This is a genomic window from Streptomyces sp. NPDC050704 (assembly GCF_040654355.1).
GTDB lineage: Bacteria > Actinomycetota > Actinomycetes > Streptomycetales > Streptomycetaceae > Streptomyces.
The window spans coordinates 17,030-41,719 of record NZ_JBFAHW010000071.1 but is presented as its reverse complement, the minus strand read 5'-3'; the positions used below and the strand labels follow the sequence as shown (position 1 = coordinate 41,719).

Annotated in this window: 25 protein-coding genes; 13 read left to right on the top strand and 12 right to left on the bottom strand. The window is 71.3% G+C overall.

Annotation, left to right across the window (positions count from 1 at the left end; all coding sequences use genetic code 11):
- Positions 1-140 precede the first annotated feature (140 nt).
- Together AB0I18_RS33570 and AB0I18_RS33565 are read left to right on the top strand one after the other, a co-directional pair.
- Positions 141-692 carry a SigE family RNA polymerase sigma factor gene (locus AB0I18_RS33570; protein WP_363109444.1) on the top strand — a complete coding sequence of 184 codons (552 nt, stop codon included), beginning with the start codon at positions 141-143 and terminating at the stop codon, positions 690-692.
- A gap of 68 nt (positions 693-760) precedes the next feature.
- Entirely contained in the window at positions 761-1,198 is a 438-nt protein-coding gene (locus tag AB0I18_RS33565) for a PASTA domain-containing protein (RefSeq protein WP_363109429.1), read from the top strand.
- Between the two features lie 36 nt (positions 1,199-1,234).
- Here AB0I18_RS33565 and AB0I18_RS33560 read toward each other — a convergent pair whose 3' ends face one another.
- Positions 1,235-2,014, bottom strand: coding sequence for a DeoR/GlpR family DNA-binding transcription regulator (locus tag AB0I18_RS33560; protein WP_363109428.1), 780 nt, complete (start codon positions 2,012-2,014; stop codon positions 1,235-1,237).
- Between the two features lie 125 nt (positions 2,015-2,139).
- Here AB0I18_RS33560 and AB0I18_RS33555 point away from each other — a divergent pair, with 125 nt between their 5' ends.
- Positions 2,140-3,024, top strand: a complete 885-nt coding sequence (locus AB0I18_RS33555; RefSeq protein WP_363109427.1) for a sugar isomerase — start codon at positions 2,140-2,142, stop codon at positions 3,022-3,024.
- A gap of 44 nt (positions 3,025-3,068) precedes the next feature.
- Positions 3,069-3,926, top strand: coding sequence for a class II fructose-bisphosphate aldolase (locus tag AB0I18_RS33550; protein ID WP_363109426.1), 858 nt, complete (start codon positions 3,069-3,071; stop codon positions 3,924-3,926).
- A gap of 3 nt (positions 3,927-3,929) precedes the next feature.
- On the opposite strand, the gene AB0I18_RS33545 is transcribed toward AB0I18_RS33550, so the two are convergent.
- Entirely contained in the window at positions 3,930-4,205 is a 276-nt protein-coding gene (locus AB0I18_RS33545; RefSeq protein WP_363109425.1) for a hypothetical protein, read from the bottom strand.
- Positions 4,202-5,032: a phytanoyl-CoA dioxygenase family protein gene (locus tag AB0I18_RS33540; protein ID WP_363109424.1), complete on the bottom strand. Its 831-nt coding sequence runs from the start codon at positions 5,030-5,032 to the stop codon at positions 4,202-4,204. Before AB0I18_RS33540 ends, AB0I18_RS33545 begins: the two co-directional genes overlap by 4 nt.
- A gap of 70 nt (positions 5,033-5,102) precedes the next feature.
- On the opposite strand from AB0I18_RS33540, the gene AB0I18_RS33535 reads away from it, so the two are divergent.
- A complete protein-coding gene (locus AB0I18_RS33535) occupies positions 5,103-5,879 on the top strand; it encodes an AraC family transcriptional regulator (protein WP_363109423.1) in 777 nt (258 codons plus the stop codon).
- Positions 5,880-6,013: 134 nt separating this feature from the next.
- On the opposite strand, the gene AB0I18_RS33530 is transcribed toward AB0I18_RS33535, so the two are convergent.
- Positions 6,014-7,165 (bottom strand): methyltransferase, encoded by a 1,152-nt coding sequence (locus tag AB0I18_RS33530; protein ID WP_363109443.1) that lies wholly within the window; start codon positions 7,163-7,165, stop codon positions 6,014-6,016.
- An 86-nt stretch (positions 7,166-7,251) separates the two neighbouring features.
- Between AB0I18_RS33530 and AB0I18_RS33525 the strand changes: the two genes are divergently transcribed.
- Together AB0I18_RS33525 and AB0I18_RS33520 are read left to right on the top strand one after the other, a co-directional pair.
- Positions 7,252-7,950, top strand: a complete 699-nt coding sequence (locus tag AB0I18_RS33525; protein ID WP_363109422.1) for an alpha-ketoglutarate-dependent dioxygenase AlkB — start codon at positions 7,252-7,254, stop codon at positions 7,948-7,950.
- Positions 7,951-7,977: 27 nt separating this feature from the next.
- Positions 7,978-9,219 carry an ROK family protein gene (locus AB0I18_RS33520; protein WP_363109421.1) on the top strand — a complete coding sequence of 414 codons (1,242 nt, stop codon included), beginning with the start codon at positions 7,978-7,980 and terminating at the stop codon, positions 9,217-9,219.
- Positions 9,220-9,246: 27 nt separating this feature from the next.
- On the opposite strand, the gene ilvY is transcribed toward AB0I18_RS33520, so the two are convergent.
- A complete protein-coding gene (gene ilvY / locus AB0I18_RS33515; RefSeq protein ID WP_363109420.1) occupies positions 9,247-10,104 on the bottom strand; it encodes an HTH-type transcriptional activator IlvY in 858 nt (285 codons plus the stop codon).
- Positions 10,105-10,279: 175 nt separating this feature from the next.
- On the opposite strand from ilvY, the gene AB0I18_RS33510 reads away from it, so the two are divergent.
- Complete coding sequence (locus AB0I18_RS33510; RefSeq protein WP_363109442.1) at positions 10,280-11,704, top strand: ketol-acid reductoisomerase; 1,425 nt, start codon at positions 10,280-10,282, stop codon at positions 11,702-11,704.
- Between the two features lie 43 nt (positions 11,705-11,747).
- Here the strand turns inward: AB0I18_RS33510 and AB0I18_RS33505 are convergent, their stop codons facing one another.
- Genes AB0I18_RS33505 through AB0I18_RS33495 form a run of 3 tightly spaced genes read right to left on the bottom strand, consistent with a single transcriptional unit; the run spans position 11,748 to position 13,881 of the window.
- A complete protein-coding gene (locus AB0I18_RS33505) occupies positions 11,748-12,704 on the bottom strand; it encodes a phosphotriesterase (protein ID WP_363109419.1) in 957 nt (318 codons plus the stop codon).
- Entirely contained in the window at positions 12,701-13,285 is a 585-nt protein-coding gene (locus AB0I18_RS33500) for a DUF4865 family protein (protein ID WP_363109418.1), read from the bottom strand. Before AB0I18_RS33500 ends, AB0I18_RS33505 begins: the two co-directional genes overlap by 4 nt.
- Positions 13,286-13,302: 17 nt before the next feature.
- Positions 13,303-13,881 (bottom strand): TetR/AcrR family transcriptional regulator, encoded by a 579-nt coding sequence (locus AB0I18_RS33495; protein WP_363109417.1) that lies wholly within the window; start codon positions 13,879-13,881, stop codon positions 13,303-13,305.
- A 178-nt stretch (positions 13,882-14,059) separates the two neighbouring features.
- Between AB0I18_RS33495 and AB0I18_RS33490 the strand changes: the two genes are divergently transcribed.
- From AB0I18_RS33490 to AB0I18_RS33480, 3 genes are read left to right on the top strand one after another with little or no spacing between them, the layout of a single operon-like run.
- Positions 14,060-14,365, top strand: coding sequence for an SHOCT domain-containing protein (locus AB0I18_RS33490; RefSeq protein WP_363109416.1), 306 nt, complete (start codon positions 14,060-14,062; stop codon positions 14,363-14,365).
- A complete protein-coding gene (locus AB0I18_RS33485; protein WP_363109415.1) occupies positions 14,362-15,141 on the top strand; it encodes an ABC transporter ATP-binding protein in 780 nt (259 codons plus the stop codon). Before AB0I18_RS33490 ends, AB0I18_RS33485 begins: the two co-directional genes overlap by 4 nt.
- Entirely contained in the window at positions 15,138-17,699 is a 2,562-nt protein-coding gene (locus AB0I18_RS33480) for an FtsX-like permease family protein (RefSeq protein ID WP_363109414.1), read from the top strand. The genes AB0I18_RS33485 and AB0I18_RS33480 overlap by 4 nt, the downstream gene beginning before the upstream one ends.
- 68 nt (positions 17,700-17,767) lie before the next feature.
- Here the strand turns inward: AB0I18_RS33480 and AB0I18_RS33475 are convergent, their stop codons facing one another.
- Positions 17,768-18,301 (bottom strand): ATP-binding protein, encoded by a 534-nt coding sequence (locus AB0I18_RS33475; RefSeq protein ID WP_363109413.1) that lies wholly within the window; start codon positions 18,299-18,301, stop codon positions 17,768-17,770.
- 185 nt (positions 18,302-18,486) lie between these two features.
- Positions 18,487-18,810, bottom strand: coding sequence for a hypothetical protein (locus tag AB0I18_RS33470; RefSeq protein ID WP_363109412.1), 324 nt, complete (start codon positions 18,808-18,810; stop codon positions 18,487-18,489).
- A gap of 333 nt (positions 18,811-19,143) precedes the next feature.
- Here AB0I18_RS33470 and AB0I18_RS33465 point away from each other — a divergent pair, with 333 nt between their 5' ends.
- Positions 19,144-20,277, top strand: a complete 1,134-nt coding sequence (locus AB0I18_RS33465; protein ID WP_363109411.1) for a PLP-dependent cysteine synthase family protein — start codon at positions 19,144-19,146, stop codon at positions 20,275-20,277.
- Between the two features lie 60 nt (positions 20,278-20,337).
- On the opposite strand, the gene AB0I18_RS33460 is transcribed toward AB0I18_RS33465, so the two are convergent.
- The gene (locus tag AB0I18_RS33460) at positions 20,338-20,817 is read right to left on the bottom strand and encodes an SRPBCC family protein (RefSeq protein ID WP_363109410.1); all 480 of its coding nucleotides are present in this window, start codon (positions 20,815-20,817) and stop codon (positions 20,338-20,340) included.
- Between the two features lie 110 nt (positions 20,818-20,927).
- Positions 20,928-21,785, bottom strand: coding sequence for a DeoR/GlpR family DNA-binding transcription regulator (locus tag AB0I18_RS33455; protein ID WP_363109409.1), 858 nt, complete (start codon positions 21,783-21,785; stop codon positions 20,928-20,930).
- Between the two features lie 291 nt (positions 21,786-22,076).
- Between AB0I18_RS33455 and AB0I18_RS33450 the strand changes: the two genes are divergently transcribed.
- Complete coding sequence (locus AB0I18_RS33450) at positions 22,077-24,467, top strand: hypothetical protein (RefSeq protein ID WP_363109407.1); 2,391 nt, start codon at positions 22,077-22,079, stop codon at positions 24,465-24,467.
- The last annotated feature ends 223 nt before the right edge of the window (positions 24,468-24,690 follow it).

The following is a 24,690-nucleotide window of genomic DNA, read 5'->3' as shown; positions in this document are numbered from 1 at the left end:
GCGGCTCACCCCGCGCTCCGGACCCTCCCACCCTCTGTGACCCAGCTCTCATCCCGCCCGTGCAGCAGATACGGGGGCCGCCGCGTCGAGGAGGGGTGACAGGAAGGGAGGAGCGGGTGGATCTGGTAACCGAGTGGCAGCTGGGCGCCGGCCTCAGCGGGGCCGAGCCGGCGGAGGCGGAGATTGACTTCCATGGGTTCGTCGCCGCCCGATCGGCCGCGTTGTTCCGCGGCGCCCTCGTCCTGACGGGAAACCGCGAGGCGGCGGAGGACCTGGTCCAGGAAACCCTGGAACGGGCGTGCCGCAAGTGGCGCACGATCGCCGCCAAGGACGCTCCGGACGCCTACGTGCGGCGGATCATGGTGAACCTGGCCAACGACCGGTGGCGGAGGTTCCGCCGCACGGTTCCGCACCAGGACGGCGGCGACCGCGCGGCTCCGGGGGACGAGTACGGGCGGGTGGACAGCAGGGACCAGCTGGTCCGCGCCCTTCAGGAGCTGCCGATGCGCATGCGCACGGTTGTGGTGCTGCGGTACTTCCACGATCTGTCCGATGCCGAGATCGCGGCCGACCTGGGGATCTCACCGAGCACCGTACGGTCCCAGCTCGCTCGCGGAATCGAGAAGCTCAGAAGCCAGTTCCCCGCACTCTCCGGCCCTTCACCGCGGCAGTCCACGGAAGGAACCCCATGACTTCGTCCAGTTCGCGGCCTTCCGGCCGCACCGGTCACACACCCTTCGAAGAGGAACTGGTACACGCCATGAACGACTTCGTGAACGCCTCCGACGCCCCCGCCTTCGACACGGCCGGCATCGTGCGCAGGACCCGCCGCAAGCGGACCGCGGCCATGGCGGGCCTCGCGGCCGCCGCCCTCATCGTGATCGGCGGCGGCACCGCCCTGGCCACCGCCGGCGGCAGCGGTTCGAATGCCTCGGAACCTGCCGCCGCGACCACCGCGCCCACCGACGACGACGTCAATATCTCGATGGAAGGCAGCCAGTTCAAGATCGAACTCACGGGCCTCGACCTGGACTTGGCCCAGCAGCAGCTGCTGAGAGCCCAGCTCAAGATCGGCACGGTCAGCGAGACGCCCTGCGGCAAGCACGGCAAGCCGGGCTCCGTCATCGCGGTCGAACCGCACAGCCCGGAGACCGCGTCCAAGGGCGACACCATCAACCTGACGCTCTGCGCCGACTGACCTGAGGAGCCCTCTCGGGGGCGCGGTCGCGCGGACTCACACCACGACGACCGCGACCCCCGCCTCCTCGAACCGCGTCACCACGTCCCCGCTCACCGCCCCGTCCGTGACCAGTGTGTCCACCGACTCCGTCGCGCAGATTCGGGCGAACGCCCGCTGCCCCAGCTTGCTGGAGTCGGCGGCCACGATCACCCGCTCGGCACGCTCGCACAGCAGCCGGTTGATCGCGGCCTCCGCCTCGTCGGTCGCCGCCGCGCCGTGCGCCGCGTCGAAGGCGACCACGCCGAGCACGGCCACGTCGAGGGTGATCTGGCCGAGCACGCCGTCCGCGAGGGGTCCGACGAGCTCGTACGACTGGGGGCGGGCGACGCCGCCGGTCAGCACGATCTTGAACTGGGGGCGTACGGCAAGCTCGTTGGCGATGTTGAGGGCGTTCGTGACGATGGTGAGGGCGGGCGCGCCGGTCGTGAGGTCACTGCGCACGGCCAGGGCGCGGGCCACCTCCGTCGTGGTCGTGCCGCCGGTCAGACCCACCGCCTCGCCGGGCGCGACGAGGTCCGCCACCGCCTTGGCGATGCGCTGCTTCTCGGAGGCGCGACGGGCCGTCTTGTAGCGCAGCGGCAGCTCGTACGAGACTCCGTGCACCACCGCGCCGCCGCGGGTGCGCACCAGCATCTGCTGTTCGGCGAGCTGGTCGAAGTCGCGCCGGATCGTCGCGGCCGACACCGCCAGCTCGGTCGCCGCCTCCTCCACGTCCAGGCGGCCCCGCTCCACGAGCAGGTCCAGCAGCGCCTTCCAACGGGCGTCGCGCGACATCCGCACTCTCCGTCCCTCGATCTTCCGGCGAGCCTAGCGCACACTCCTGCGTGGGGGATGCTTGATTATGCTTGAAAGAGCACTATATCTTGCAAGAATAAGCAGAAGCCGGGGAGAGGTACGACGTGAGTCATGTCGAGAACGAGCTGAAGAGCCAGCCCGAGTGCTGGGTCCGGGCCGCCGAGCAGGCCGCGGCGTACGCGTCCGTGCTGCCCGCCGCGGGGGAGCGGGTCGCGATCGTCGGGTGCGGCACCTCGTGGTTCATGGCGCAGGCCGCCGCGGTGCTGCGCGAGCGGGCGGGGCAGGGCGAGACGGATGCCTTCGCCGCTTCGGAGTTCCCGTACCGGCGCTCGTACGACCGGGTGGTCGCCCTGACGCGTTCCGGCACCACCACCGAGGTGCTCGACCTGCTCGGCCGGCTGAAGGGGGGCACACGCACGGTCGCGATCACCGCCGATCCGCGAACTCCCGTGCGGGAGACGGCGGATGACGTCGTCGTGCTGGATTTCGCCGATGAACTGTCCGTCGTGCAGACCCGGTTCGCGACCACCGCACTCACCCTGTTGCGAGCCCACCTGGGCCTGCACACCGACCAGGTCGTCACCGACGGCCGAACCGCGCTGTCCGAACCGCTGCCCGAAGGGCTCGTCGACTGCACGCAGTTCACGTTCCTGGGGCGCGGCTGGAGTGTCGGGCTCGCGAACGAGGCCGGACTGAAGATGCGCGAGGCCGCGCTGGCCTGGACCGAGGCCTATCCTGCGATGGAGTACCGACACGGCCCGATCAGTGTCACCACCGCGGGCACCGCCACCTGGATGTTCGGCCGGGCACCCGACGGCCTGGCCGAACAGGTGCGTGCCACCGGCGGCTTGTGGATCGAGGGCGGTCTCGACCCGCTCGCCGAACTGGTCCGCGCCCAACGCCTCGCCGTGGCCGTCGCCGCGGCCCGCGGTCTGGACCCGGACCAGCCCCGCCACCTCACCCGCTCGGTCATCCTCACCACGCCCTGAACGATCCCCGGACGTCCCCTGAACAACGCTCTGAAGGAGAGGCCATGCCCCTCACCGCAGCCGGTGAGCTGGTCGCCCGGGCGGCCGCCGCACGCACCGCCGTTCCCGCGTTCAACGTCATCACGCTCGAACACGTCGAGGCGGTCATCGCCGGCGCCGAATCCGTGCACGCCCCCGTCATCCTCCAAGTGAGCGAGAACGCGGTGAAGTTCCGCCACGGTCAGCTCCTCCCGCTGGCCCGCGCCGCGACCGCCGCGGCCGAACAGGCCTCCGTGCCGGTCGCGTTGCACCTCGACCACGTGCAGAGCGACGATCTGCTGCGCCAGGCTCCCGACGCCGGATTCAGCTCCGTGATGTACGACGCGGCCCGCCTTCCGTACGCCGAGAACCTCGCCGCCACGCGGGCCGCCGCCGACTGGGCCCATGCCCAGGGGCTGTGGATCGAGGCCGAGTTGGGCCAGGTCGGCGGCAAGACCGGAGAGCCGCCGCTGGACGCGCACGCGGCGGGCGCCCGCACCGACCCGGCCGAGGCGCGCGCCTTCGTCGCGGACTCCGGCGTGGACGCCCTGGCCGTCGCCATCGGCAGCACGCACGCCATGACCACCCGCACCGCCGCCCTCGACCACGACCTGCTCAAACGCCTCACCGCCGCTCTCGACGTACCCCTCGTCCTGCACGGCTCGTCCGGCGTCCCGGACGCCGAACTGACGGCGGCCGTCGCGGGCGGCATCACCAAGGTGAACGTCGGCACCGCTCTGAACATCGCGATGACCGGCGCGATCAGGGAGTACCTCGCCGACCGTCCCGAAGCGGTCGACGCACGGAAGTACCTCCGGCCGGCCAGGGAGGCGATGGCGGAGACGGTGGCGCGGATCATCGGCGTCCTCGGCGCCACCGGCTGACCCTCACTCCACCTCGACGAGCTTCTCGAAGAAGAACTCGTGTTTCAGGAACGACACGTCGTACTCGCTCCCCGGGTACGGCGGGATCAACTGGGCCGCCTGGAACAGCCGCCAGCCGTCCCGCAGGGCGTCGACTCCCGACGTGTACGGGGGGTCGTCGCTGTCGCCGGTCGTCGGTGACGTACGCCCTGTGCCGTCGTACACCGACCAGCCGACCACCGGTGAGTCCAGCGCGGACGTACCCAGGTAGAGCACCAGTACCTGCTGACGGGAACTCATGCCACCTCCTCCTGGGGGCGGTTGGAGACACGGGTCACCCAGTGTTCGAGATCGAAGGTCGCGTCGCCGGTCAGCGACCGCCACAGCAGGACGCGGTTGTACAACTCCAGGCGGCCGGTGGCCGGTTCGTACCAGGGGAAGGTCGTCGAGAGTTCCTCGGTCACCCGAGGGTCGCCGAGGTCCGAGGTGTCCCACAGGCGCCGCTGCCGCACGGCCGGGTTGAAGCGGATCTTGAACATGTAGCGGGCGGCGTCGCTGTCGTTGCGCCGGCCGCCGTGCCAGAGGCCGTGGTGCAGAAACACCACGGTACCGGCCGGGCAGACGAGCCGGGACTGGCCGAGCAGGTTCTGGTAGCGGCCCGTGTCCGACTCGTTGGTGCGCCGCAGGTGGCTGCCCGGCACGCTGAGGGTGCCGCCCATGTCGAGGGCCACGTCCTGCGGGTAGTACATCAGCTGGACGTCGAAGGCGTCGGTACGGACGTCGATGATCGCGTCACCGTGCAGCGGCTGCGCCTGCCCCTCGTGCGGCTCGCGGACGTGGACGGCGTGGTGGTCGATGCGCGGGTCCGGGCCGACGAGGCTGCGCAGCGCCCCGGCCACCGCCGGGATGCCGAGGAGGCGCCGGGCGAAGGAGCCGTCGGGGTAGGCGTCCGGGACCTCGCTGCCGTAGGGCACGTCAGGTACGCCCTGCCGCAGGAAGCCGATCGCCTCGGCGTTCATCCCGGCCGGGACCACCGCGTCGAGGCGCAGTGAGCCGTGGGCCACGAAGTGGGCCATCCGCACCGAGCTCAGGAGGGTCGGGGGAGGGGGACGTTCGGGGATCGTCATGGACCGAACGTACGGAACGGGGACCGTCCGGCGCGTGGGCCGGTTTCACCACTGCTGGTAGTTTTTCACCATGCGGGACACGCAGATCCACCTCGGTGAGCCGCCCGTCGTCGCCAACGCGGGCGTCGGCGTGCACGGCGTCGCGAGCCGCACGGACGTCTTCCGGCTGCCGGAGCTGTGGCAGCTGCACCTGTACCAGTACGAGGCCGAGCTGACCGTCGACGGCACCCCGCACGTCATCCGCCCCGGCCGGGTCAGTCTTGTACCGCCCGGTACGACGGTCCGCTACCGGTATCAAGGCCGCTCGGAACACTTGTACGCGCACCTGCGCATCGCGCCCGCCGGACCGCCGCGCACCGTGCCCGTGATGCAGGACGCCGGGCCCGAACTCCCCATGCTTACCGGACTGTTGCTCCAGGCGGTCGCCTCCGTGCCGGGTGAACCGGAACACACCCGGGCCGAGATCTGGACCGCTCTGTGGCGCATCGCCCACCTGGCTCCGGCCGCCGAACGGCCCGGCCCGCATCCGGCCGTCACCGCCGCGATCGCGTACGTCGAGGCGAACCTCGCGGCCCCGCTCACCGTGCCGGTAGTGGCCCGCGCGGCGGGCGTCTCGCACAACCATCTGACCCGGCTCTTCCGCGCCACGACCGGCGGCACGGTCGTCGCCTACATCCGCCGCCGCCGACTCGACCGCGCTCACCATCTGCTGCGGGCCTCGACGCTGTCGATCCCCGCGGTCGCCGCCTCGGTCGGCATCCCCGACCTGCAAGCCTTCAACAAGGCGTGCCGACGCGAACTGGGCGCGTCTCCACGGGCCCTGCGCGGCGAGGCCGGCTCGGTGTGAGCGTAGGAGCCTGTTTCTGAACCCCCGCCTGCGCCCCGACGCCCGGCACGCGCCCCCACCCTCGAACCGGCTTCGCTCGGCTCGGTCGGTGCGCCCGCGCTCCGCGCGGACGACGGGGGTTCAGAAACAGGCTCCTACCGCTTGACGGCCTTGAGAACCACGAACTTCGCGTCGCTCGCGATCAGTTCGCTGTTGCCGAAGAGGCGGCGCAGCTTCACGTGGTAGCCGAGATGACGGTTGCCGACCACCCACAGCTCGCCGCCCGGACGCAGCGCGCGACGCGCCCCGGTGAACATGCGCCACGCCGTGGCGTCGGACGTCGCCTGGTGAGAGTGGAAGGGCGGATTGTTCAGCACCAGATCGACGCTCGCGTCCGGGACGCCCTCCAGCCCGTCGCCGACCCGGAACTCCGCCTTGCCGAACTCCGAGCTGTCGTCGGTGTTCGCCCGGTACGTCGCCTCCGCGGAGGCCACTGCCTGGTACGACTCGTCCACGAACAGCACCTCGGCCTCCGGGTGCGCCAGCGCCGCCGCCATCCCGACCACGCCGTTGCCGCAGCCCAGGTCCACGACGCGCTCGGCTCCGTGGTCGGCGGGCAGGTGCTGGAGGAAGAACCTGGTGCCGAGATCCAGGCGCTCGGCGCAGAAGACGCCCGCGTGGTTGACGACGGTACGGCCGGAGACGGGACCGATGCCGTCGGGCAGCGTATAGCTGTGCGGCCAGGGATTCACCGGCTTCGCGAGCCCGGGGTTCGGCGTGCAGAAGATGAGCCGGGCCTTCTTCTCGGCCAGCGAGGTACGGGTCGGGCCGAGGATCCGCTCGAACAGCTTCAGCGTGGAGGTGTGGATCTCCTTGACCATGCCGGTGCCGATGACGACCGTCCCCTCCTGCACCGCCGGCGCCAGACGCAGCAGCTGATCCTCCAGGAGCGCGAGACTCTTCGGCACCCGGACCAGCAGTACGTCGATCCGGTCGGGCGGAGAGTCCTGGGTGGTCAGGAGGCGTACGGAGTCCTGGACGGTCTCGGTTCCGTTGCGCGTCAGATTGGCCCGGGTCGCCTCCTGGGCGAGGAACGAGTCCGTGATCTGCACCGGCCGGTGGGCCGCGAGAGCCGTGGTGAGGGCGCCCCAGCGGTCGCCGATCACGACCACCGTGCCGTCGAGAGCCTGGTCGCTCTCCGCGAGGTGCTTGAGCAGGTACTCGTCGGAGGCGTCCCACGCGCGGAGCTGGTCGCGGGACTCCTCGGGGAAGCGGGCCAGTGCCAGCTCGGCGGATGGGGTCGTCATGCGGTCGGTCATTGGGTCCAGGCTAGCTGACATGCAGATCAGGGTGGGTCGGCGTTCACTCCGTGAGTCTGCGCGAGGATGGGGCCATGGACGCCGAGCTGTTTCCCCGGGTCCGGACGGAAATCGCGCCGGGTGCCGTGCACCTGCCGGACTGGCTGACCCCCGACCGCCAGCGCGAACTGATCGGGGCCTGCCGCGACTGGGCCCGCCCGCCCGCCGGCCTGCGCACCGTGCGCACACCGGGCGGCGGCACCATGACGTCCCGGCAGGTCTGTCTGGGGTGGCACTGGTATCCGTACGGGTATGCGCGCACGGTCGTCGACGGCGACGGGGCGCCCGTGAAGGAGTTCCCCGCGTGGCTGGGGGAGCTGGGCCGGCGCGCGGTGGCCGACGCCTTCGCGGGTACTCCGTACGACACCTCGACCACTCCCCACGAGATCGCGACCGCTCCGTACGACGTCGCGCTGATCAACTTTTACGACGCCGACGCCCGCATGGGCATGCACCGTGACAGCGACGAGAAGTCAGCCGCCCCGGTGGTGTCGCTGAGCCTCGGCGACACCTGTGTCTTCCGCTTCGGCAACACCGAGTCGCGGGCCCGCCCGTACACGGACGTGGAACTGCGCAGCGGCGACCTGTTCGTGTTCGGCGGGGCGGCCCGACTCGCGTACCACGGGGTGCCGCGCGTGCACGCGGGTACGGCGCCGCCCGAGTTGGGACTGACCGGCCGCCTGAACATCACGCTTCGGGTGAGTGGCCTCCAGAGTGCCGGACAGGTCACCTGACGTCCGGATCATGGGAGACTCGGCCTCATGAGCGGCAATGCGGCCCCCGGAGCGGCGGGAGAGAGAACCACGAGGACGCGACTGGACCGAGGGCGAGGTGCGCTCGGGCCCGCGCTGGAACTCGTCCACACGGGACGCGCCCCGACGCGTGCCGTGCTCACCGCCGAACTGGGAGTCACCCGCGCGACGGCGGGCGCCGTCGCCGCGGAGCTCGAAGCGCTCGGGCTCATCCGCGTCGACGCGCGCCCCGGCGCGGCCGCCGGCTCGCAGGGCCGCCCCTCGCACCGCCTCGAACTCGCCGAGGACGGCCCCGTCGTCCTCGCCGCCCAGGTGCACGCCGACGGTTTCCGCGCGGCGCTGGTCGGTCTCGGCGGCCGCATCGTCGCGACCGCCCCCGGCTGCGAAACGGTCGACGCCGACCCGGCGAAGGTGCTCGGTTCGGTCGTGGAGGCGGGCGCCGAACTGCTCCGGGAGACGGGACGCCGCTGCGTGGGTGCCGGTCTCGCCGTACCGTCGGCCGTCGCCGAACCCGACGGCACCGCCCTCAACCCACTCCACCTGGCCTGGCCCGCGGGCGCACCCGTGCGGAGGATCTTCGCGGAGTGCGTCCGCGCGGCCGGGATCGCCGGACCGGCGTTCGCCGCCAACGACGTCAACCTCGCCGCGATCGCCGAGCACCGGCACGGTGCGGGACGCGGCGCCCGCGACCTGCTGTGCGTGGCCACCGGGCACCGGGGAGTCGGCGGGGCGCTGGTGCTCGACGGGCGTCTGCACACGGGCAGTTCGGGACTCGCGCTCGAAGTCGGCCACCTCACGGTCAACCCGGAGGGGCGTCCCTGCCACTGCGGCAGCCGCGGTTGCCTGGACGTCGAGGCGGACCCCCTCGCCTTCCTGACCGCGTCGGGCCGCGACCCCGGCCCCGAGGTTTCCCTGCTCCAGCAGGCCAACGACCTGATCCGCCACCAGTACGCCGACCGCACCGTCCGCACAGCCACCGAGGCACTCATCGACCGCCTGGGCCTCGGCCTCGCGGGCCTGGTCAACATCCTCAACCCCGACCGCATCATCCTCGGCGGACTGCACCGCACCCTGCTCGACGCCGACCCGGAGCGGCTGCGTGCCGTCGTGGCCGACCGCAGCCTGTGGGGGCAGAGCGGCGGAGTTCCGATCCTCGCCTGCACGCTCGACTACAACAGCCTGGTGGGAGCCGCCGAGTTGGCGTGGCAGCCGGTGCTCGACGATCCGATCGCGGCGCTGGCCCAGGTCTGAGAGCCGCACTCAGGCCTGAAGCCTCACTCAGGCCTGAGGGTCCGTCAGGCTCCACAACGCCGCGACCAACGGCCGCCGCAGATCGTTCCGGCGTACGCACAGGCCGATCGGGAACGGCTCCGGCGGGGGAGTGGCGGCAAGCACCGTCAGACGGTCGCGCACCGCGCTGTGGTCGAGGACGAGGCGGGGTACGACACCGGTGCCGCAGCCGAGTGCCACCAGGGTCAACAGGCCTTCGTGGCCGTCGGGTTCGGCCGCCACCTCGGGTGTGATGCCATGGGCGCGGAACCAGCGGTGCGCCGCCTCCCGCACCAGCCCGCGGTGCGGCAGCACGAACGGCCCGTCGAGGCCGTCGTCCGTGCGGCCCCGGGCCGTCACGAAGACCAGCTCGGTCGTCGCCACCGTCCGGCTGACCAGCGGTTCCGGCAGCCGCGCCGGGATCCCCGCGAGCGCCACGTCCACCTCGCCCTCGTCGAGCCTGGCCAGCGCCGCCGCCGCGTCACCCGTGCGCAGATCGAGGCGGACCTGCGGATGCGCGGCCCTGAACGGCCCCAGCAGATCGGGCAGCAGCGCCTGACAGGCCGTCACCGTAGCGAACACGGCCAGGCGGCCCGTGAGTTCGGCCGGGTCCGGGTGCTCCTCGCGGTACGAACGCCACAACTCCAGTACCTGGACGGCGTATTCGCGGAACCGGTGCCCCTCCGCTGTCAGCGACACACCTCGCGGACCGCGGTCGAGGAGCCGGTGGCCGAGCTCCGACTCCAGCCGCTGCACGGTCCTGGTGAGTGTCGCCGGGCTGACATGGCAGTCGAGACTCGTCCGGCCGAAGTTCAGCGTCTGCGCCAGGTGGAGGAAGAGACGCAGCTCCCGATGATCGTCACGCATACCCTGACCTGGTCCTTTCACCTCACGCAACACAGCGCTGCACAAGTTGCGCTTGTCGCAACACGCGGCGGAGCCTACAACTCGGACCATGACCTCGACCACGCGCACTCCGACCACGCGCACCCCGACCAAGACCCCGACGACGTACGCCTCCACCGTCTTTCCGCTCGAAACCATGGCCGTCCCCGGCGGTACCGAGACCATCCTGCGCGGCGGCCGCCACCTGTTCCCCCTGCTCCCGCAGGCCTTCGCGGGCGTCCACCGCATCGGCGTCATCGGCTGGGGCCCGCAAGGCCGCGCCCAGGCAGGCAACTTGCGGGACTCCCTCGCCGGTACGGACGTCCGTGTCGCGGTCGGCCTGCGCCCCGGCTCCGCCTCGGCCGCCGACGCCCGCGCGCACGGCTTCACCGAGGAGGACGGCACGCTCGGCGACTGGCTCGCCGTCACCGCCGAGAGTGACCTGGTGATCCTGCTGATCGCGGACGCCGCGCTCGCCGCCCACCACGAGGAGCTCTTCGCCGTGCTCAAGCCGGGCGCCACCATCGGGCTGTCGCACGGCTTCCTGCTGGGCCATCTCATGGAAACCGGCGGCGAGTTCCCCACCGGGCACGGCGTGATCGCCGTCTGCCCCAAGGGCATGGGCGACTCGGTGCGGCGCCTGTACGAACAGGGCGCGGAGATCAACGGCGCCGGGATCAACAGCAGTTTCGCGGTCCACGCCGACCCCGACGGCCGGGCCGTCGACCACGCACTCGGCTGGTCGGTCGCGTTGGGGTCCCCGTACACCTTCCGCACCACGCTCGACGGCGAGTACCTCTCCGACATCGTCGGCGAGCGCGCCATCCTGCTCGGCGCCGTCCACGGCATCGTCGAGAGCCTGTACACGCGCTTCCGCCTCGAAGGCGACGACGCGGTGACGGCCTACGAGAGGTCCTGTGAGAACATCACCGGCCCGATCGCCCGCACCATTTCCGCCGACGGCCTCCGGGCCGTACGCGAGAACCTCGACCAGACCGGGCGTGCCGTCTTCGACCGCGCGTACTCGGCCACCTACGGCCCCGCCCGCGACCTCGTCGCCGAGATCTACGACGAGGTCGCCGACGGCACCGAACTGCGCAGCGTGATCCTGGCCGAACGGCGGCTCGGCAGCCGTCCGATGACCGGGATCGGCGGCTCACCGATGTGGGCGGCGGGCGACGAGGTCCGCGCCCGCAGGACCCAACGGGCCCTGCCCGTCAACCCGTTCACGGCAGGCGTGTTCATCGCCACCATGACGGCCCAGATCGACGAGTTCGCCGAGCGCGGTCACCCCTGGTCGGAGATCGTCAACGAGTCGGTCATCGAGGCCGTCGACTCCCTGCTGCCGTACATGCACGCGCGCGACGTGGCGTACATGGTCGACAACTGCTCCCGCACCGCCCGACTCGGCGCCCGCCGCTGGGGACCGCGCTTCCAGGCGGCGTACGAGCAGATCGCCTTCCCCGCCTCCCGACATCCGGCGGACCAGGCCCTGTTGGACGCCTTCGTCGCACATCCCGTGCACGCCGCGCTGGCCGCTGCCGCGAAGCTCCGGCCGTCCGTGGATATCGCCGTGGCCTAGAGGCGGCCAACGGCCAACCGACAACGGCCAACGGGGTCGACCATCAGGGCCAGTCCACCGAGAAGGCCCGCCCCGGGTTCTCGGTGAGAATCGTTCTCACCAGGTCCTCACCCAGCTCGACCTCGAGACGCGGCTTCACCCTGCGGAGCAGATACGGCATCCCCGGCCCGCCGTTCACGGACCGTGCCCCGGCCGTGGTGGTGTCTCCGCCGAGCAGCAGCCGGTGGCCGAAACCGGCGTCGGCGAGGGCCCGTACGGCATCGGGCATGCGCCAGTCCGTCGCGTGGTTCACGCGTGACGGGCCGTCAAAAGCGAGATAGGCACCGGCTTCCGCGGCCTGCCGCTGCACCACCAGGTCGGGCGAGCGGTTGAGGTGACCGAGGATCACCCGATCCGGCGCCACCGCCAACTCGCCGCACAGCAGGTCGAGTACGTCGAGGGCGCCCGTGCCCAGTTCCAGGTGTACGGCGATGGGCGCACCTGTGGCGTGGTGCGCCTCGGCCGCCGCGGTCATCGTCCAGCGGGCGTGCGCGTCGAGTACGTGAAAGCCGCCCGCAACCTTGACGAACCCGGCCTTCACCCCCGACGTGCCCAGCCCCTCGGTCAGCTCGGACACGAAGAGACCGGCGAGCCCGCCCCGCCGCAGCTCATCGAGCAACTCCGGTGCGTAGTGGGCGGCTTGGTGCAACCCGGTCGCGGCCACCACGTGGACGCCGGTGGCACGGGAGAGCAACGGCAGGTCGGCGGCCCGTCGCCCCAGCCCGTACGGAGTCCACTGCACGACACTGCCGCCGCCCGCCTCGCGGAACGCGGCCAGCTCGGCCGTCGCGGCGGACGCGTCCCGCAACTCCTGGCCGGGCAGTCGAGGGCTGCTGAGGAAGAGGTGGTCGTGCGCGTCGCACACCCCCAACTCCGCCGGGGAGACGTCCCCGAGAACCGTACGAACGACAGGGACGGCAGAGGCGGCGGGGACGGTCGAGGTGGTCCGGGGCGTGCTCACCACTGCCGCCCCCGCGGCAGCCGGTCACGCCGCGGCGCCGACAGATGCAGCACCCGGTACACCTCGCCGGCCGCCTTGGGCGTGTCATGGGCCCAGAGCGAGAAGTGCACCAACTCCCAGTGACGCGGATCGACGGCAACGGCGGCGCACACAGCACCGTCCAGCGCGGCCAACCGCCCCGATTCCCGCACGGCCTCCGCCGTCACCTCGGCGAGCGGCACCCCCTCCGGAACGCTCACGCGCCGCCGCACCGCGACCTCGGGCGCGGCGCCCGCGGCCGCCCCGACCTCGTACGCGAGACCCATCCAGTGCTGCACCACCGGGCGCCCGAAATCGTTCGCGAGCCCCTGGAACCCCGGACCCCACAGAAAGGAGTTCATGCCCTCGGGCGTGTGCCACAGGTAGAACGGCGCGTACTGGTTGACCGGCGAACCGTCCACCCCGCGCTCGCGCATCAGGTAGGCCTTGAGGCCGAGCCCGTCCCAGTCGTCGAGCAGGTGCCCCACCCGGGACACCCGGCCGCGGATGACATCCATGTCGTAATCGGCGGGCAACGTGATCTCGTACTGCATGGCGTGCATCGATGTCTCCAGCGGCTCTAGTCGCCCGTGCGTGCGGATGAGTTGGGCGCGAGCAGGGACAGCAGCCCCCGAACCCCCGTGTCGAAGGCGGCAGTCGATCCCGACGCGCGGGCCAGCACATAGCCGCCCTGGACCGTCGCGACGATCGTCGCCGCGATCTCCTCGCCGTCCAGGGAGGGCGCGAACTCGCCCCGCTCCTGGCCCTCTTCGACGATCCCGGCGAGCCGCTCGCGCAGCCAGTCCAGCGTCTCGTCGACCGGCGCGCGCAGCTCGTCGCTCGCCACGACGTCCGGGTCCATCGTCAGCCGCCCGACGGGGCACCCGCGCAGAACATCCCGCTCACGCCGCAGATAGGCCTCGATGCGCCCGTACGGAGACCCGGGGCCGCCGAGTACTCCCTCGGCGGTAGCGCGCATCTCCTCCGCGGTACGGCGGATCGCGGTCAGCGCCAGCTCGGGCTTGCCCGTGAAGTGGTGGTACATGCTGCCCTGCCCGGCGCCCGCCTGCTGCTGGATCGCCTTGGGGCTGGTGCCCACATAGCCGCGCTCCCACAGCAGCTCGCGGGTGGCCTCGATCAGTCGCTCCGGGGTGCTCATGAAACCATTGTACATACTAGTAGGTACAGAACAGGGAAGGGTGTGGGAGCAGCTGAAAACTCCCTTCCTACTCCCGGGGAGGTACGCGTACTGCCGCTGGCCGTACGACGACCCGGACCCCCTCCCGGCGCGAGCCTCGAAGCAGCACCGAAACAGCCATTCGAGGAGATGACTTCAGATGCAGACCCTGGCGCACTGGGACGGCGGGCCCGGCCCGTGGATCCTGTTCTTCCCGCTGATCTGGGCCGCCGTCGTGTTCGGCTTCGTGACCGTCCTGCGCCGTACCGTGTGGCGAGGCCGCCGCGGCCCGTGGCGCGGTACGGACTGGCGCGGCATGGACGAGGCCCGCACCTCCGGCGACTCGCCGATCGCGATGCTCGGCCGGCGCTTCGCCTCCGGTGAGATCGACGAGGACGAGTACTGGCGTCGGCTCTCCGTCCTGGACGAGCAGTTCGGGCGTACGGGCAAGGGCGGTGCGGCATGAACACCGCGACCGCCACACAGGCCACGAAGACCGCGGCACGTGTCGCCGACGCCGTGAAGGTGTACGGCAGCGGCGACACCGCCGTACGGGCCCTGGACGGAGTGAGTGTCACTTTTCCGGCCGGGCGCTTCACCGCCATCATGGGGCCCTCGGGTTCCGGAAAGTCCACCCTGATGCACTGCGCGGCCGGCCTGGACACCCTCACCGCGGGCGCGGCCTTCATCGGCGACACCGAGCTGGGCAAGCTCGACGACCGTCGCCTCACGCTGTTGCGCCGGGACCGTATCGGCTTCGTCTTCCAGGCGTTCAACCTGGTTCCGACGCTGACCGTCGCGGAGAACATCACGCTGCCCATGGACCTCGCGGGCGGCAAGGGCAAGGGCGATGGCTCGGAGGAGTGGATCGACGCGCTCGTCGATGTCGTCGGGCTGCGCGACCGGCTGCACCACCGCCCGTCCGAACTCTCCGGAGGACAGCAGCAACGCGTCGCCGTGGCACGGGCGTTCGCCGGCCGGCCCGACGTCGTCTTCGCCGACGAGCCGACCGGCAACCTCGACTCGCGCTCCGGCGAGGAGGTCCTGAACCTCCTGGGCCGGGCCGTGCGCCAGATGGACCGCACGGTCGTCATGGTCACCCACGACCCGGTCGCCGCCGCACACGCCGACGAGGTCGTCTTCCTCGCCGACGGCCGCCTGGTGGACCGGATGGAATCCCCCACGGCCGACAAGGTCCTCGACCGCCTGAAGGCCTTCGACACCAAGGGGGCCCCGTCATGAACGCCGCCGTGCGCATCAGCGTGTCGTCGCTGCGCGCCCACAAACGACGCTTCGCCGGTACGTTCCTGGCGGTGCTGCTCGGCGTCGCCTTCCTGGCGGGCACCCTCGTCATGGGCGACACGCTGCGGGCCAGCTTCGACACGATGTTCGGCAACGCGACCAGCGGCACCGACGCCGTCGTCCGCAGTGCCGACACCATCACCACACCCGGCGAGAGCGAGGGCGTGCGTCAGCCCGTCGACACGAACCTGGTGAGGACCATCGACGAGACGCCCGGTGTCGCCGCCGCCGTGCCCAACATCCAGGGCGCGGGCCAACTGGTCGGCGCGAACGGCAAGCCGATCGGCGGCCAGGGCCCGCCCACGCTCGCGGGCAACTGGATCGACGATCCGAAGCTCAACTCGTACCAACTCGCCGAAGGCCGCGCCCCGTCGAAGTCCGGCGAGGTCGTCGTCAACCGCGGCGCCGCCGAGACGGGCGACCTGAAGATCGGCGACACGACGACGCTGCGTACGCCCGACCCGGTCAAGGTGACCGTCGTCGGCCTCGCGACCTTCGGCGGCGAGGACGGCATGGCTCAGGTGACCTTCACCGGCATGACGCAGGCCGACGCCGAGAAGTACCTCACCGCGAAGCCCGGCGAGGCCGCGAGCATCCAGGTGCGGGCCGGTCCCGGCACCAGCCAGCAGGAGCTCGTCGACGCCCTGACTCCCGTACTCCCCAAGGGAATTGAGGCGATCACCGGTCAGGAGCTGGCCGAGGAGAACAACGACATGATCTCCGGGCAGTTCCTGAGCCTCTTCACCACCTTCCTGCTGGTGTTCTCCGGCGTGGCGCTGCTGGTCGCGACCTTCTCCATCCACAACACCTTCGCGATCGTCGTCGCCCAACGCACCCGCGAGAACGCCCTGTTGCGCGCGCTCGGCGCCTCCCGACGCCAGGTGACCGCCTCGACCCTTGTCGAGGCGAGCGTGGTCGCCGTGGCCGCGTCGGCCGCCGGCCTCGCGGGCGGCATCGGTATCGCGGCCGGACTGCAGATACTGTTCCCGGCCATCGGATTCCCGTTCCCCGAGGGCGACTTGGTGATCAGCGGCCTGTCGATGATCCTGCCGCTCGCGGTCGGCATCGTGGTCTGCCTCGGCTCCGCGCTGCTGCCCGCCGTACGCGCCGGGCGCACCGCACCCCTGGCAGCGCTGCGGGAGACGTCCGTCGACCAGTCCGGTACGTCCCGCACCCGTGCGGTCGTCGGCACCGGTCTCGCCGCTCTCGCGGTCGCCGTCACCCTGACCGGTGTCATCGTGAGCCCCTCCCTGTGGCTCGCGGGCACCGGAGCCCTGCTGGCGCTGGCCGCCTTCGTGGTCCTCGGCCCGGTCGCGTCGACCACCGCCGTACGGGTCCTGGGCAGTCCCCTCGACCGGCTGCGCGGCGTCACCGGCGGCCTGGCCCGCCGCAACGCCCTGCGCAGCCCCAGGCGGACCGCCGCCACCGCGAGCGCCCTGATGATCGGCGTCGCCGTCGTCTCGCTGTTCACGGTGTTCGGCGCCTCGCTGAAGGCCACCATGGACCAGACGGTGTCCCGGTCCTTCGCCGGTGATGTCGCCGTGAGCACCCCGTCGTTCGGGGCGGGCGGCAGCGGACTCAGCCCCGGGCTCGCCGGTGCGATCGCCGAGCGGCCCGAGGTCGACACGGCGGTCGGGCTCGGCCGAGGAGTGGCCGAAGTCGACGGCAAGGGAAGGGCGTTGACGGTCACCGACCCGACCGCGCTCGCCCGCACCTTCGACCTGGGCAAGGTCCGGGGCTCGCTGCGGAACCTCGGCAGCGACGGAATCGCCATCACCGAGAACGAGGCCGACAAGCAGGGCCTCAAGACCGGCGACACCACCCGACTCGCCTTCACCGACGGCAAGAAGGAGACGTTCACGGTTCGCGCGGTCTACGGCCAGTCGGAACTCGCCGGCGACTACGTCATCACCCGCGACGCCTGGGCCCCGCACCGCACCCAGGACTCCGACACTCTCGTCGCCGTCACCTTCAAGGACGGTGTGAGCGCGGCCGACGGCAAGACGGCGGTCGAGAAGGTCTCGGCGGCATACGGCAATCCGGAGGTGCAGACCCGGGACGAGTACGCGCAGTCCTCGGCCGGCGGCATCGACATGATGCTCACCCTGATCTACGCGCTGCTCGCGCTCGCGGTGCTCATCGCGCTGCTCGGCATCGCCAACACGCTGACGCTCGCGGTCCACGAACGCACCCGTGAACTCGGCCTGTTGAGGGCCGTCGGTCAGACCCGCTCGCAGCTGCGTGCCATGGTCCGCTGGGAGTCGGTGCTGGTCGCCGCGTTCGGCACGGTCGGCGGACTCGGGCTCGGCGGGTTCCTCGGGTGGGTCCTGGTCAAGGCCTCCGACGGAGCGTCCGACAGCGCCTTCGCCTTCGCGCTGCCGCCGGTCCAGCTCACGGTGGTCGCCCTGGTGGGCCTCGCGGCCGGCGCCCTCGCGGGCTGGCGCCCGGCCCGGCGGGCCGCACGCCTCGACGTGCTGCGTGCCATCGCCACCGAATGACGGGCTTCGCCCGTCGCGTCCAGGGCCCTCGCCCCCGTACGAGGGAGAAGGTCTTCGTCACCGCCCGGTCAGCCGGCAACGGCCGACCGGGCGGGAGCGTGTCCGGCCTTGTGCGCGCCGGCGGCGTGCTCCACCTCCGCGAAGCTGCGGGCAGGAGACTCCGCAGCCGCGCCGTACGGCGGGCAGGCGGGCAACGCCACCGTCGAGGAGGACGCCGGAAGGGTGAACCACACGACCTTGCCCGACTCGCCGTCCGGGCGCACACCCCAGCTCTCGCTCACCGCGGCGACCATCGCCAGGCCCCGTCCGCAGGTCTCGGAGGGGTCGGCGTCCCGCACCTCGGGCAGGCGTGGGTCATGGTCGTGCACCGAGACCGTGAGCCGGTCGAGCAGCAGCTCGATCTCCACGGTGCACAGCTTGTCGGGGCTGGCGTGCCGGTGGACGTTGGTCAACAGCTCCGTCACGCCGAGCGCGGCCCGGTCTATCAACGGATCCAGATGCCAGTAGCGCAATTGCGCAGAGACGATTCTGCGGACCTGGCCGATCCGCGACGGCAGGGCTTGGAGCTCCACCGTGCAATGCCTGGTTGGCTGGCTGATCACGGCTGCGACTCCCCGAATTGAGGTCCGGAAGAAGACGGAGTGCGGATCCAGCGGGCTGCCTGCGTGCAACGGCCGCCTGCTGTGTGGTGACCGGCGGGCTGGTTCGCAGCGTTATCGCCGGTAAACCCAGAGTGACGTGAGAACAGAGTGACCCAGGGCATCAGGTCCTGCAACTCGCGGCACTCTCAGCGTCCGCGCCCCGCCGCCTTGCGTACGGCCTCGATGAACCGGCGAGCCGCCGGTGGACCGGGTTCCCCCGGGGCCGGGTCGTGGTCGCCCAGCGTCAGCAGATAGCGCGTGCCGTTGACGTCCGCCAACGCCCGGTCGTCATGGGCGAACCAGGGCTTGGACGCCCGGACCGCCTGTACGGGCGCGCTGTCGATCTCGCTGCCGTAACTGGTGAGCAACTCCAGCCTGCCGCCGCTGATCCGGACCTGTCCGGCCCGCGTGAGCGAGCGCAGCCTCTTTCCGATCCGCACGCCCGTGGCCGTGAACTCCGGCTCCGCCATTGTGCCCCGCCCCCTTGTGCGCTTCGGTGGTGCTCTGTCGTGATCCGGCGTGGATCCCGGTCCAGTGTGCCTCCCCGCGAGGGATCGCCGGCCCGTGCGGTGCAGTCTGCCTGCCACCGGCTTCGAGCACCAGTGCGCATGGCGACGTCACATATGCCCTCCGGCGCACTCACGCGGATGCGCCCCCTCACCGCCCGGGCCTCATGTGCACCAGGGGTTCCTTTGGGGTCCTCAAAGGCATGTTTATGCAGGTGAGAAGCGTGCGGAAGGTGTTTATGATCGGAGGTGCCCGACCGCGTGAACCGCGTCGGCGCGACCCGAAGGAGCCCCGCCGTGACCACCCCGCAGCAGGCCCGTGTCCATCAGCCGACGGCCACACTCGATGTCGATCACAGCGACACGGAGTACCGGCACTGGCTCAAAGAAGCCGTACGCAAGGTCCAGGCCGACGCCAACCGGTCGGCCGACACCCACCTGCTGCGCTTCCCGCTGCCCGAGCAGTGGGGCATCGACCTGTATCTCAAGGACGAGTCCACCCACATCACGGGCAGCCTCAAGCACCGCCTGGCCCGCTCGCTGTTCCTCTACGGCCTGTGCAACGGCTGGATCCGCCGCGACCGCCCCGTCATCGAGGCGTCCAGCGGCTCCACCGCCATCTCCGAGGCGTACTTCGCCAAGCTGATCGGAGTGCCCTTCATCGCGGTCATGCCCCGCACGACCAGCCCGGAGAAGTGCCGCCTGATCGAGTTCCACGGCGGGCAGTGCCACTTCGTCGACGACCCGCGGAAGATGTACGAGGAGTCGGCGTCCCTCGCGGCCGAGACCGGCGGGCACTACATGGACCAGTTCACCTACGCGGAGCGGGCCACGGACTGGCGCGGCAACAACAACATCGCCGAATCGATCTACCGCCAGCTGGAGTTGGAGCGCTACCCCGAACCCGCGTGGATCGTCGCCACGGCCGGCACCGGCGGCACGTCGGCGACCATCGCGCGCTATGTGCACTACATGCAGCACGACACCCGCATCTGCGTGGCCGACCCGGAGAACTCCTGTTTCTTCGAGGGCTGGACCACGGGCGACACGAGCGTCACCACCGACTGCGGTTCGCGCATCGAGGGCATCGGCCGGCCGCGGATGGAGCCGAGCTTCGTGCCGGGCGCCATCGACCGGATGATGAAGGTGCCGGACGCGGCGAGCGTGGCCGCCGTACGGGCACTGGAACAGGCCATCGGACGCAGGGCCGGCGGTTCGACCGGCACGGGTCTGTGGAGCGCGCTGAAGATCGTCGCCGAGATGGTGGCGACGGGGCGTACGGGAAGTGTGGTCACCCTGCTGTGCGATCCCGGGGACCGCTATCTGGACAAGTACTACTCGGACGAGTGGCTGGCAGGCCAGGGGCTGGACATCGCCCCGTACGCGGCGACCATCGAGTCGTTGCTGGCCACGGGGGGCTGGCCGGACTGATATCCGCGGGAAGTCCGGTACAGCAGCTGACTGTCACTGTCCCGTGTCCTTGACAGGGACTCACGCGTGCGTGGAACTCAGCCGCCGTTCCAGCTTCGTCACCGCGTCGCGGAAGGCGCGGCCCAGGCCCGGCCGCCCCAGCTTCACCGCGAACCGGAACGCCGCCGTTCCGTCGGCTGCCCAGGTCCACTGCACCCGCGTACCCGTCCCGTCCCGCGTCAGCCGCCACTCCTCGACGAGGGCCCGGACCCCGGGAGCATTGGTCTCGTCGACGCGATACGCGTACACCTCGGCCGGTTGGGCCGCGATGACGGTCTCCTGGAAACGTGTCCCGCCCTTGAGCCGGATCTGCCGCCCGGCGCCGTCCTCGGTCGACCGGGCGAGTGTCACCGCCGAGAACCACTCCGGCCAGCCGGCCACGTCCTCGGCCAGCGCCCGGAAGACCGCCTCAGGGGGCGCGGTCACCTTTCTGGCGAACACCAGACGCAGCGGAGCGGTTTCGATGAAGTCGAGTCCCACCGGGCGCAGTCGGCGAGTCATGGACGAAAACCCCCTCGCGGGAACGAATCCGAACGGAACCTCAACCCGAGGCGAAGCGGCGGCGTGCGGGCCGAATCACCATAAGCCGAATCACCATAACTGGCGGTCCGTCAGATGTCTGTACCGTCCGCGTCGTCTCCGTCGTCCGTACCGTTGTCGGGCTCGCCCGCCACCACCAGGCGCCGCAGATGCTCGGAGATCTCCGTACGCGCCTCGGCGGGCAGCCCGGCATCGGTGACCAGTGTGTCGATCTGCTCCAGCGCGGCGAACGAACTCAGCCCCACCGTGCCCCACTTGGTGTGGTCCGCGACCACGACGACACGCCGCGCGGACTGCACGAGCCGCCGGTTGGTCTCGGCCTCCGCCAGGTTCGGCGTCGACAGGCCCGCCTCCACCGATATGCCGTGCACACCCAGGAACAGCAGGTCGAAGTGGAGCGCCTCGATCGCCTGGTCCGCGACGGGCCCCACCAACGAGTCCGACGGTGTGCGCACACCACCGGTCAGGACGACCGTCGCCGCGCCCTGCCGCTGCCCCGACGTGCGCTGCGCCGCGTGGAACACGTCGGCCACCCGCACCGAGTTGGTCACCACGGTCAGATCCGGCACGTCCAGGAGCTGATGGGCGAGCGCGAACGTCGTCGTACCGCCCGACAGCGCGATCGCCGTGCCCGGCGCGACCAGCGCCGCGGCGGCCCGCGCGATGTCCTCCTTGGCGGTCAGTTCCAGCCCCGACTTGGCCTCGAAGCCCGGCTCGTGGGTGCTCGCCTCGACCACCGGGACCGCACCGCCGTGCACCTTCTCCACCACACCCTGCCGGGCGAGCGCGTCGAGGTCGCGGCGGACCGTCATGTCGGACACGCCGAGTTTCCTGGTGAGTTCGTTGACGCGGACCCCGCCGCGCCGCCGGACCTCGTCGAGGATCAGAGCGCGCCGCTGCTCCGCGAGGAGGTTCTGATTCTCACTCACGTCCGCTCCGGTTCCTTTCGCCTCGAACTGTCCGACACGTCCCCGAACCCCCTCCGACAAGGACATTCTTCTCGCCTCCGGTCCGTAGGACGCCCCATCCTCGCATGGGTCACCGCAGGTCGTGCCACTGCCTGTGCCCAACCGCACACGTCACGCTGCCATCCTCCGTTCCGCACTGTCACACGGATCGGGGAGATTCCGTGACGAGCGGTGCGCGCAGGCCCCGTACGGGACATCCTTGTTCTTGAACATGACACACATGCCATACGGGCATCACGGGGGAACACAACAGTGGAGCGTCTACAAAAACATGCCTCGACGGGTGAGGCCACCGGCTCCGAGCAGCGGCCCGCGGGGGCCGACACCTCACTCGAACTCCTGGTCCACGGCGTCGGCGGCACGACGCCCGAGGACATGCTGAACGATCCGCGCGTCGTCCGGATCACCGGCGACGACACGGCAGCCGTCTTCCGGCGCGTCGACGACGCCGAAGCGGAGAAGGAAGCGAACGAACGGCCCGAGGAGAACCGGGGCAAAACGGTTCCCGAAGCGTACGTCTGGTGCAACCTCACCTCCGGCAACGGCTCCCGCGCACTGTGGCTACTGCTCCTTCCGTTCATGGTGGTCAACCTCGCCCACTGGATGCGGCCCACGGTGAGCGACAACCGGACGCGGACGGTACGCCTCTACGGCCTGCTCGTCCGCCTGGTCGGCCTGACCCTCACGGTGCTGCTGGTCGCCGCCGCCTGCGAGGTCGCCCTCGACCTGACCGCCTGGCAGTGCGCGGGCACCCGCAGGTGCGCCGAGGAGCACTCCTGGCTGGGCTTCCTCTCGCCGGTCGCCTCCGGTGACGGCTGGTGGAGCCAGCCCGGCCGCCGGCTCGCCCTCGCCTCCCTGGTGCCCGCCGCCCTCACCGGCCTGCTGTGGTACCTCTCCCAGCGCACCTGGAGCGCGTACGAGTCCCAGCAGCCGATGTCCCACCAGGACGACCCCGAGGAGGACACCGGCCACAGCGGGCTCAGCCGCCCCGGCTTCTGGTACGGACGCAGGCTGGTGGCCCGGCTGCGCGCCGCCCACACCGCCGCGGGCCTGCTGACGGTCACCGCCGCGGTCGGCACCTCGGCCGCCCGTTACGACCGCGAGTACGGCGGACCGGCCGTCCTGGAGGCGCTCGGCCGGCTCCTGGACGCCACGCTCGTCGTCGGCGCGATCGTCGTGGTGGGGGCGGTATGCCGCCGGGGCCGCAGCGAGAACCGGCTCGACCGGCAGCTCGACCAGGCCCTGGTCCGCTGGCTGCCCGCAGGCTCGCTCATCCTGCTCGCGCTCACCGTCCTGTACGCGGGCTGGTCGCGCCCGGAGTGGCGCTCGGGCGGCCGGCTGCCGGGCGACGCGACCTTCGGCGGCATCGCCCTCGTCCAGGGCCTGCTCGTGATCGCGCTCGGCGTGGTGGCGCACCTGCTGTACCGCGCCCACCGCGACACCCGTACCGCGATGCGCGGCCTCGCCGGACCAGCCGTCGCGATGCTGGCCTGCGCCCTGGGCGGCGTGATGTCCGGCGGCGTGGGCCAGCGTGTCGCCGACTGGCTGGACGGCACCGGCGGAACCATCCCGGGCCCGCCGGTCCTCCTGACCTGGCAGGCGTCCGTCATCCCGCCCCTCATCGTCGTCGTCCTGGCGCTGGTCGGCTGGCTGGCCTGGCGCACCGTGCTGCTGCGCCGCGCTGAGACGGGCGCGGTGGAACTCGACTACCGCGGAGAGCCCAAGGACACGGCGCGCACCCGCAGCATCGCGCGCACCCGTGCGATGGCCACCCTCACCGACCGGGCGCCCCTGATCGTCGGGATCACCTCCACCGTGACGCTGCTCCTGGGCGCGGTGGCCCTGGTGGGCGCCATGACCACCGAGAAGGTGCCGGGCAAGGCCGCGCACGGGGCGTACGACTTCATGGAGAGCGCGGCCGAAACCGCACAGGCGCTCGGCTCCTGGCTGATCGGCGTCGGCTTCATACTGTTCGTCACCTGGGGCCGCCGCGCCTACAAGGACCCCTCCGCGCGGCGCACCATAGGCATCCTGTGGGACGTCGGTACGTTCTGGCCGCGCGCGGCGCACCCCTTCGCGCCCCCGTGCTACGCCGAGCGGGCTGTGCCCGACCTGACCTGGCGCATAGCCACCTGGACGCGGAAGACGGGCGGACGCCTCGTCATCTCCGGGCACTCCCAGGGCAGTGTGCTGGCGGCCGCCGCGGCCTGGCAGCTCAAGCCGTCGGTGCGCAAGCGGGTCGCGCTGCTGACCTACGGCTCGCCCCTGGAGCGGCTCTACGGGCGCTGGTTCCCGGCCCACTTCGGGCCTGCCGCACTGAGCGGCCTGCACCGTGAGGTCGACTGCTGGCGCAACCTGTACCGGGCCACCGACCCGATCGGCGGCCCCGTACGACTGTCCGGCGACTGCGGCCCTCAGGTGGACCGCGAGCCTCTTCCGGACCCCTTGGCGTACGGCCGCACGGAAGCGCACCCGCTGCCCGCGCCGATCCTCGGGCACTCCGACTACCAGGCGGACCCGGCGTTCGCCGAAGAGCGGGAGAAGCTGCTCGCGCGGCTCAGGCCGGAGGTGCCGGGGCAGCGCCCCTCGGAGAGCGAGTCCGACGGGCCGCATGAGCCGCAGCTCGACCCGGCGCCGGCGTGAGCCTCGGCCGGTCCTCTAGGGCGCTTCTGATGGATCTCCGCGGCGTCGCGACGCCCGGCACGCCCTCTCGCCGCACCGCGCGAAAGCCCAAGTACGCCCAGTACGAGGGTTTCCGCGCGGCACGCCGAGAGCACGCACCGGACGCCGCTCCTTCTCCCGCGGAGATCCATCAGAAGCGCCCTAGCCGACGTGGGCCTCAGCCCGACGGTTCGACGGTTCGACG

What these genes read in the sequence shown, in the direction of transcription:
- AB0I18_RS33550 (WP_363109426.1), top strand. Translation starts at nt 3,069, where the DNA reads ATGCCCCTCACCGCAGCCGGTGAGCTGGTCGCCCGGGCGGCCGCCGCA.
- AB0I18_RS33540 (WP_363109424.1), bottom strand. Translation starts at nt 5,032, where the DNA reads ATGACGATCCCCGAACGTCCCCCTCCCCCGACCCTCCTGAGCTCGGTG.
- AB0I18_RS33535 (WP_363109423.1), top strand. Translation starts at nt 5,103, where the DNA reads ATGCGGGACACGCAGATCCACCTCGGTGAGCCGCCCGTCGTCGCCAAC.
- AB0I18_RS33485 (WP_363109415.1), top strand. Translation starts at nt 14,362, where the DNA reads ATGAACACCGCGACCGCCACACAGGCCACGAAGACCGCGGCACGTGTC.
- AB0I18_RS33560 (WP_363109428.1), bottom strand. Translation starts at nt 2,014, where the DNA reads ATGTCGCGCGACGCCCGTTGGAAGGCGCTGCTGGACCTGCTCGTGGAG.
- AB0I18_RS33500 (WP_363109418.1), bottom strand. Translation starts at nt 13,285, where the DNA reads ATGCACGCCATGCAGTACGAGATCACGTTGCCCGCCGATTACGACATG.
- AB0I18_RS33530 (WP_363109443.1), bottom strand. Translation starts at nt 7,165, where the DNA reads ATGACGACCCCATCCGCCGAGCTGGCACTGGCCCGCTTCCCCGAGGAG.
- AB0I18_RS33490 (WP_363109416.1), top strand. Translation starts at nt 14,060, where the DNA reads ATGCAGACCCTGGCGCACTGGGACGGCGGGCCCGGCCCGTGGATCCTG.
- AB0I18_RS33545 (WP_363109425.1), bottom strand. Translation starts at nt 4,205, where the DNA reads ATGAGTTCCCGTCAGCAGGTACTGGTGCTCTACCTGGGTACGTCCGCG.
- AB0I18_RS33470 (WP_363109412.1), bottom strand. Translation starts at nt 18,810, where the DNA reads ATGGCGGAGCCGGAGTTCACGGCCACGGGCGTGCGGATCGGAAAGAGG.
- AB0I18_RS33495 (WP_363109417.1), bottom strand. Translation starts at nt 13,881, where the DNA reads ATGAGCACCCCGGAGCGACTGATCGAGGCCACCCGCGAGCTGCTGTGG.
- ilvY (WP_363109420.1), bottom strand. Translation starts at nt 10,104, where the DNA reads ATGCGTGACGATCATCGGGAGCTGCGTCTCTTCCTCCACCTGGCGCAG.
- AB0I18_RS33565 (WP_363109429.1), top strand. Translation starts at nt 761, where the DNA reads ATGAACGACTTCGTGAACGCCTCCGACGCCCCCGCCTTCGACACGGCC.
- AB0I18_RS33460 (WP_363109410.1), bottom strand. Translation starts at nt 20,817, where the DNA reads ATGACTCGCCGACTGCGCCCGGTGGGACTCGACTTCATCGAAACCGCT.
- AB0I18_RS33510 (WP_363109442.1), top strand. Translation starts at nt 10,280, where the DNA reads ATGGCCGTCCCCGGCGGTACCGAGACCATCCTGCGCGGCGGCCGCCAC.
- AB0I18_RS33520 (WP_363109421.1), top strand. Translation starts at nt 7,978, where the DNA reads ATGAGCGGCAATGCGGCCCCCGGAGCGGCGGGAGAGAGAACCACGAGG.
- AB0I18_RS33480 (WP_363109414.1), top strand. Translation starts at nt 15,138, where the DNA reads ATGAACGCCGCCGTGCGCATCAGCGTGTCGTCGCTGCGCGCCCACAAA.
- AB0I18_RS33525 (WP_363109422.1), top strand. Translation starts at nt 7,252, where the DNA reads ATGGACGCCGAGCTGTTTCCCCGGGTCCGGACGGAAATCGCGCCGGGT.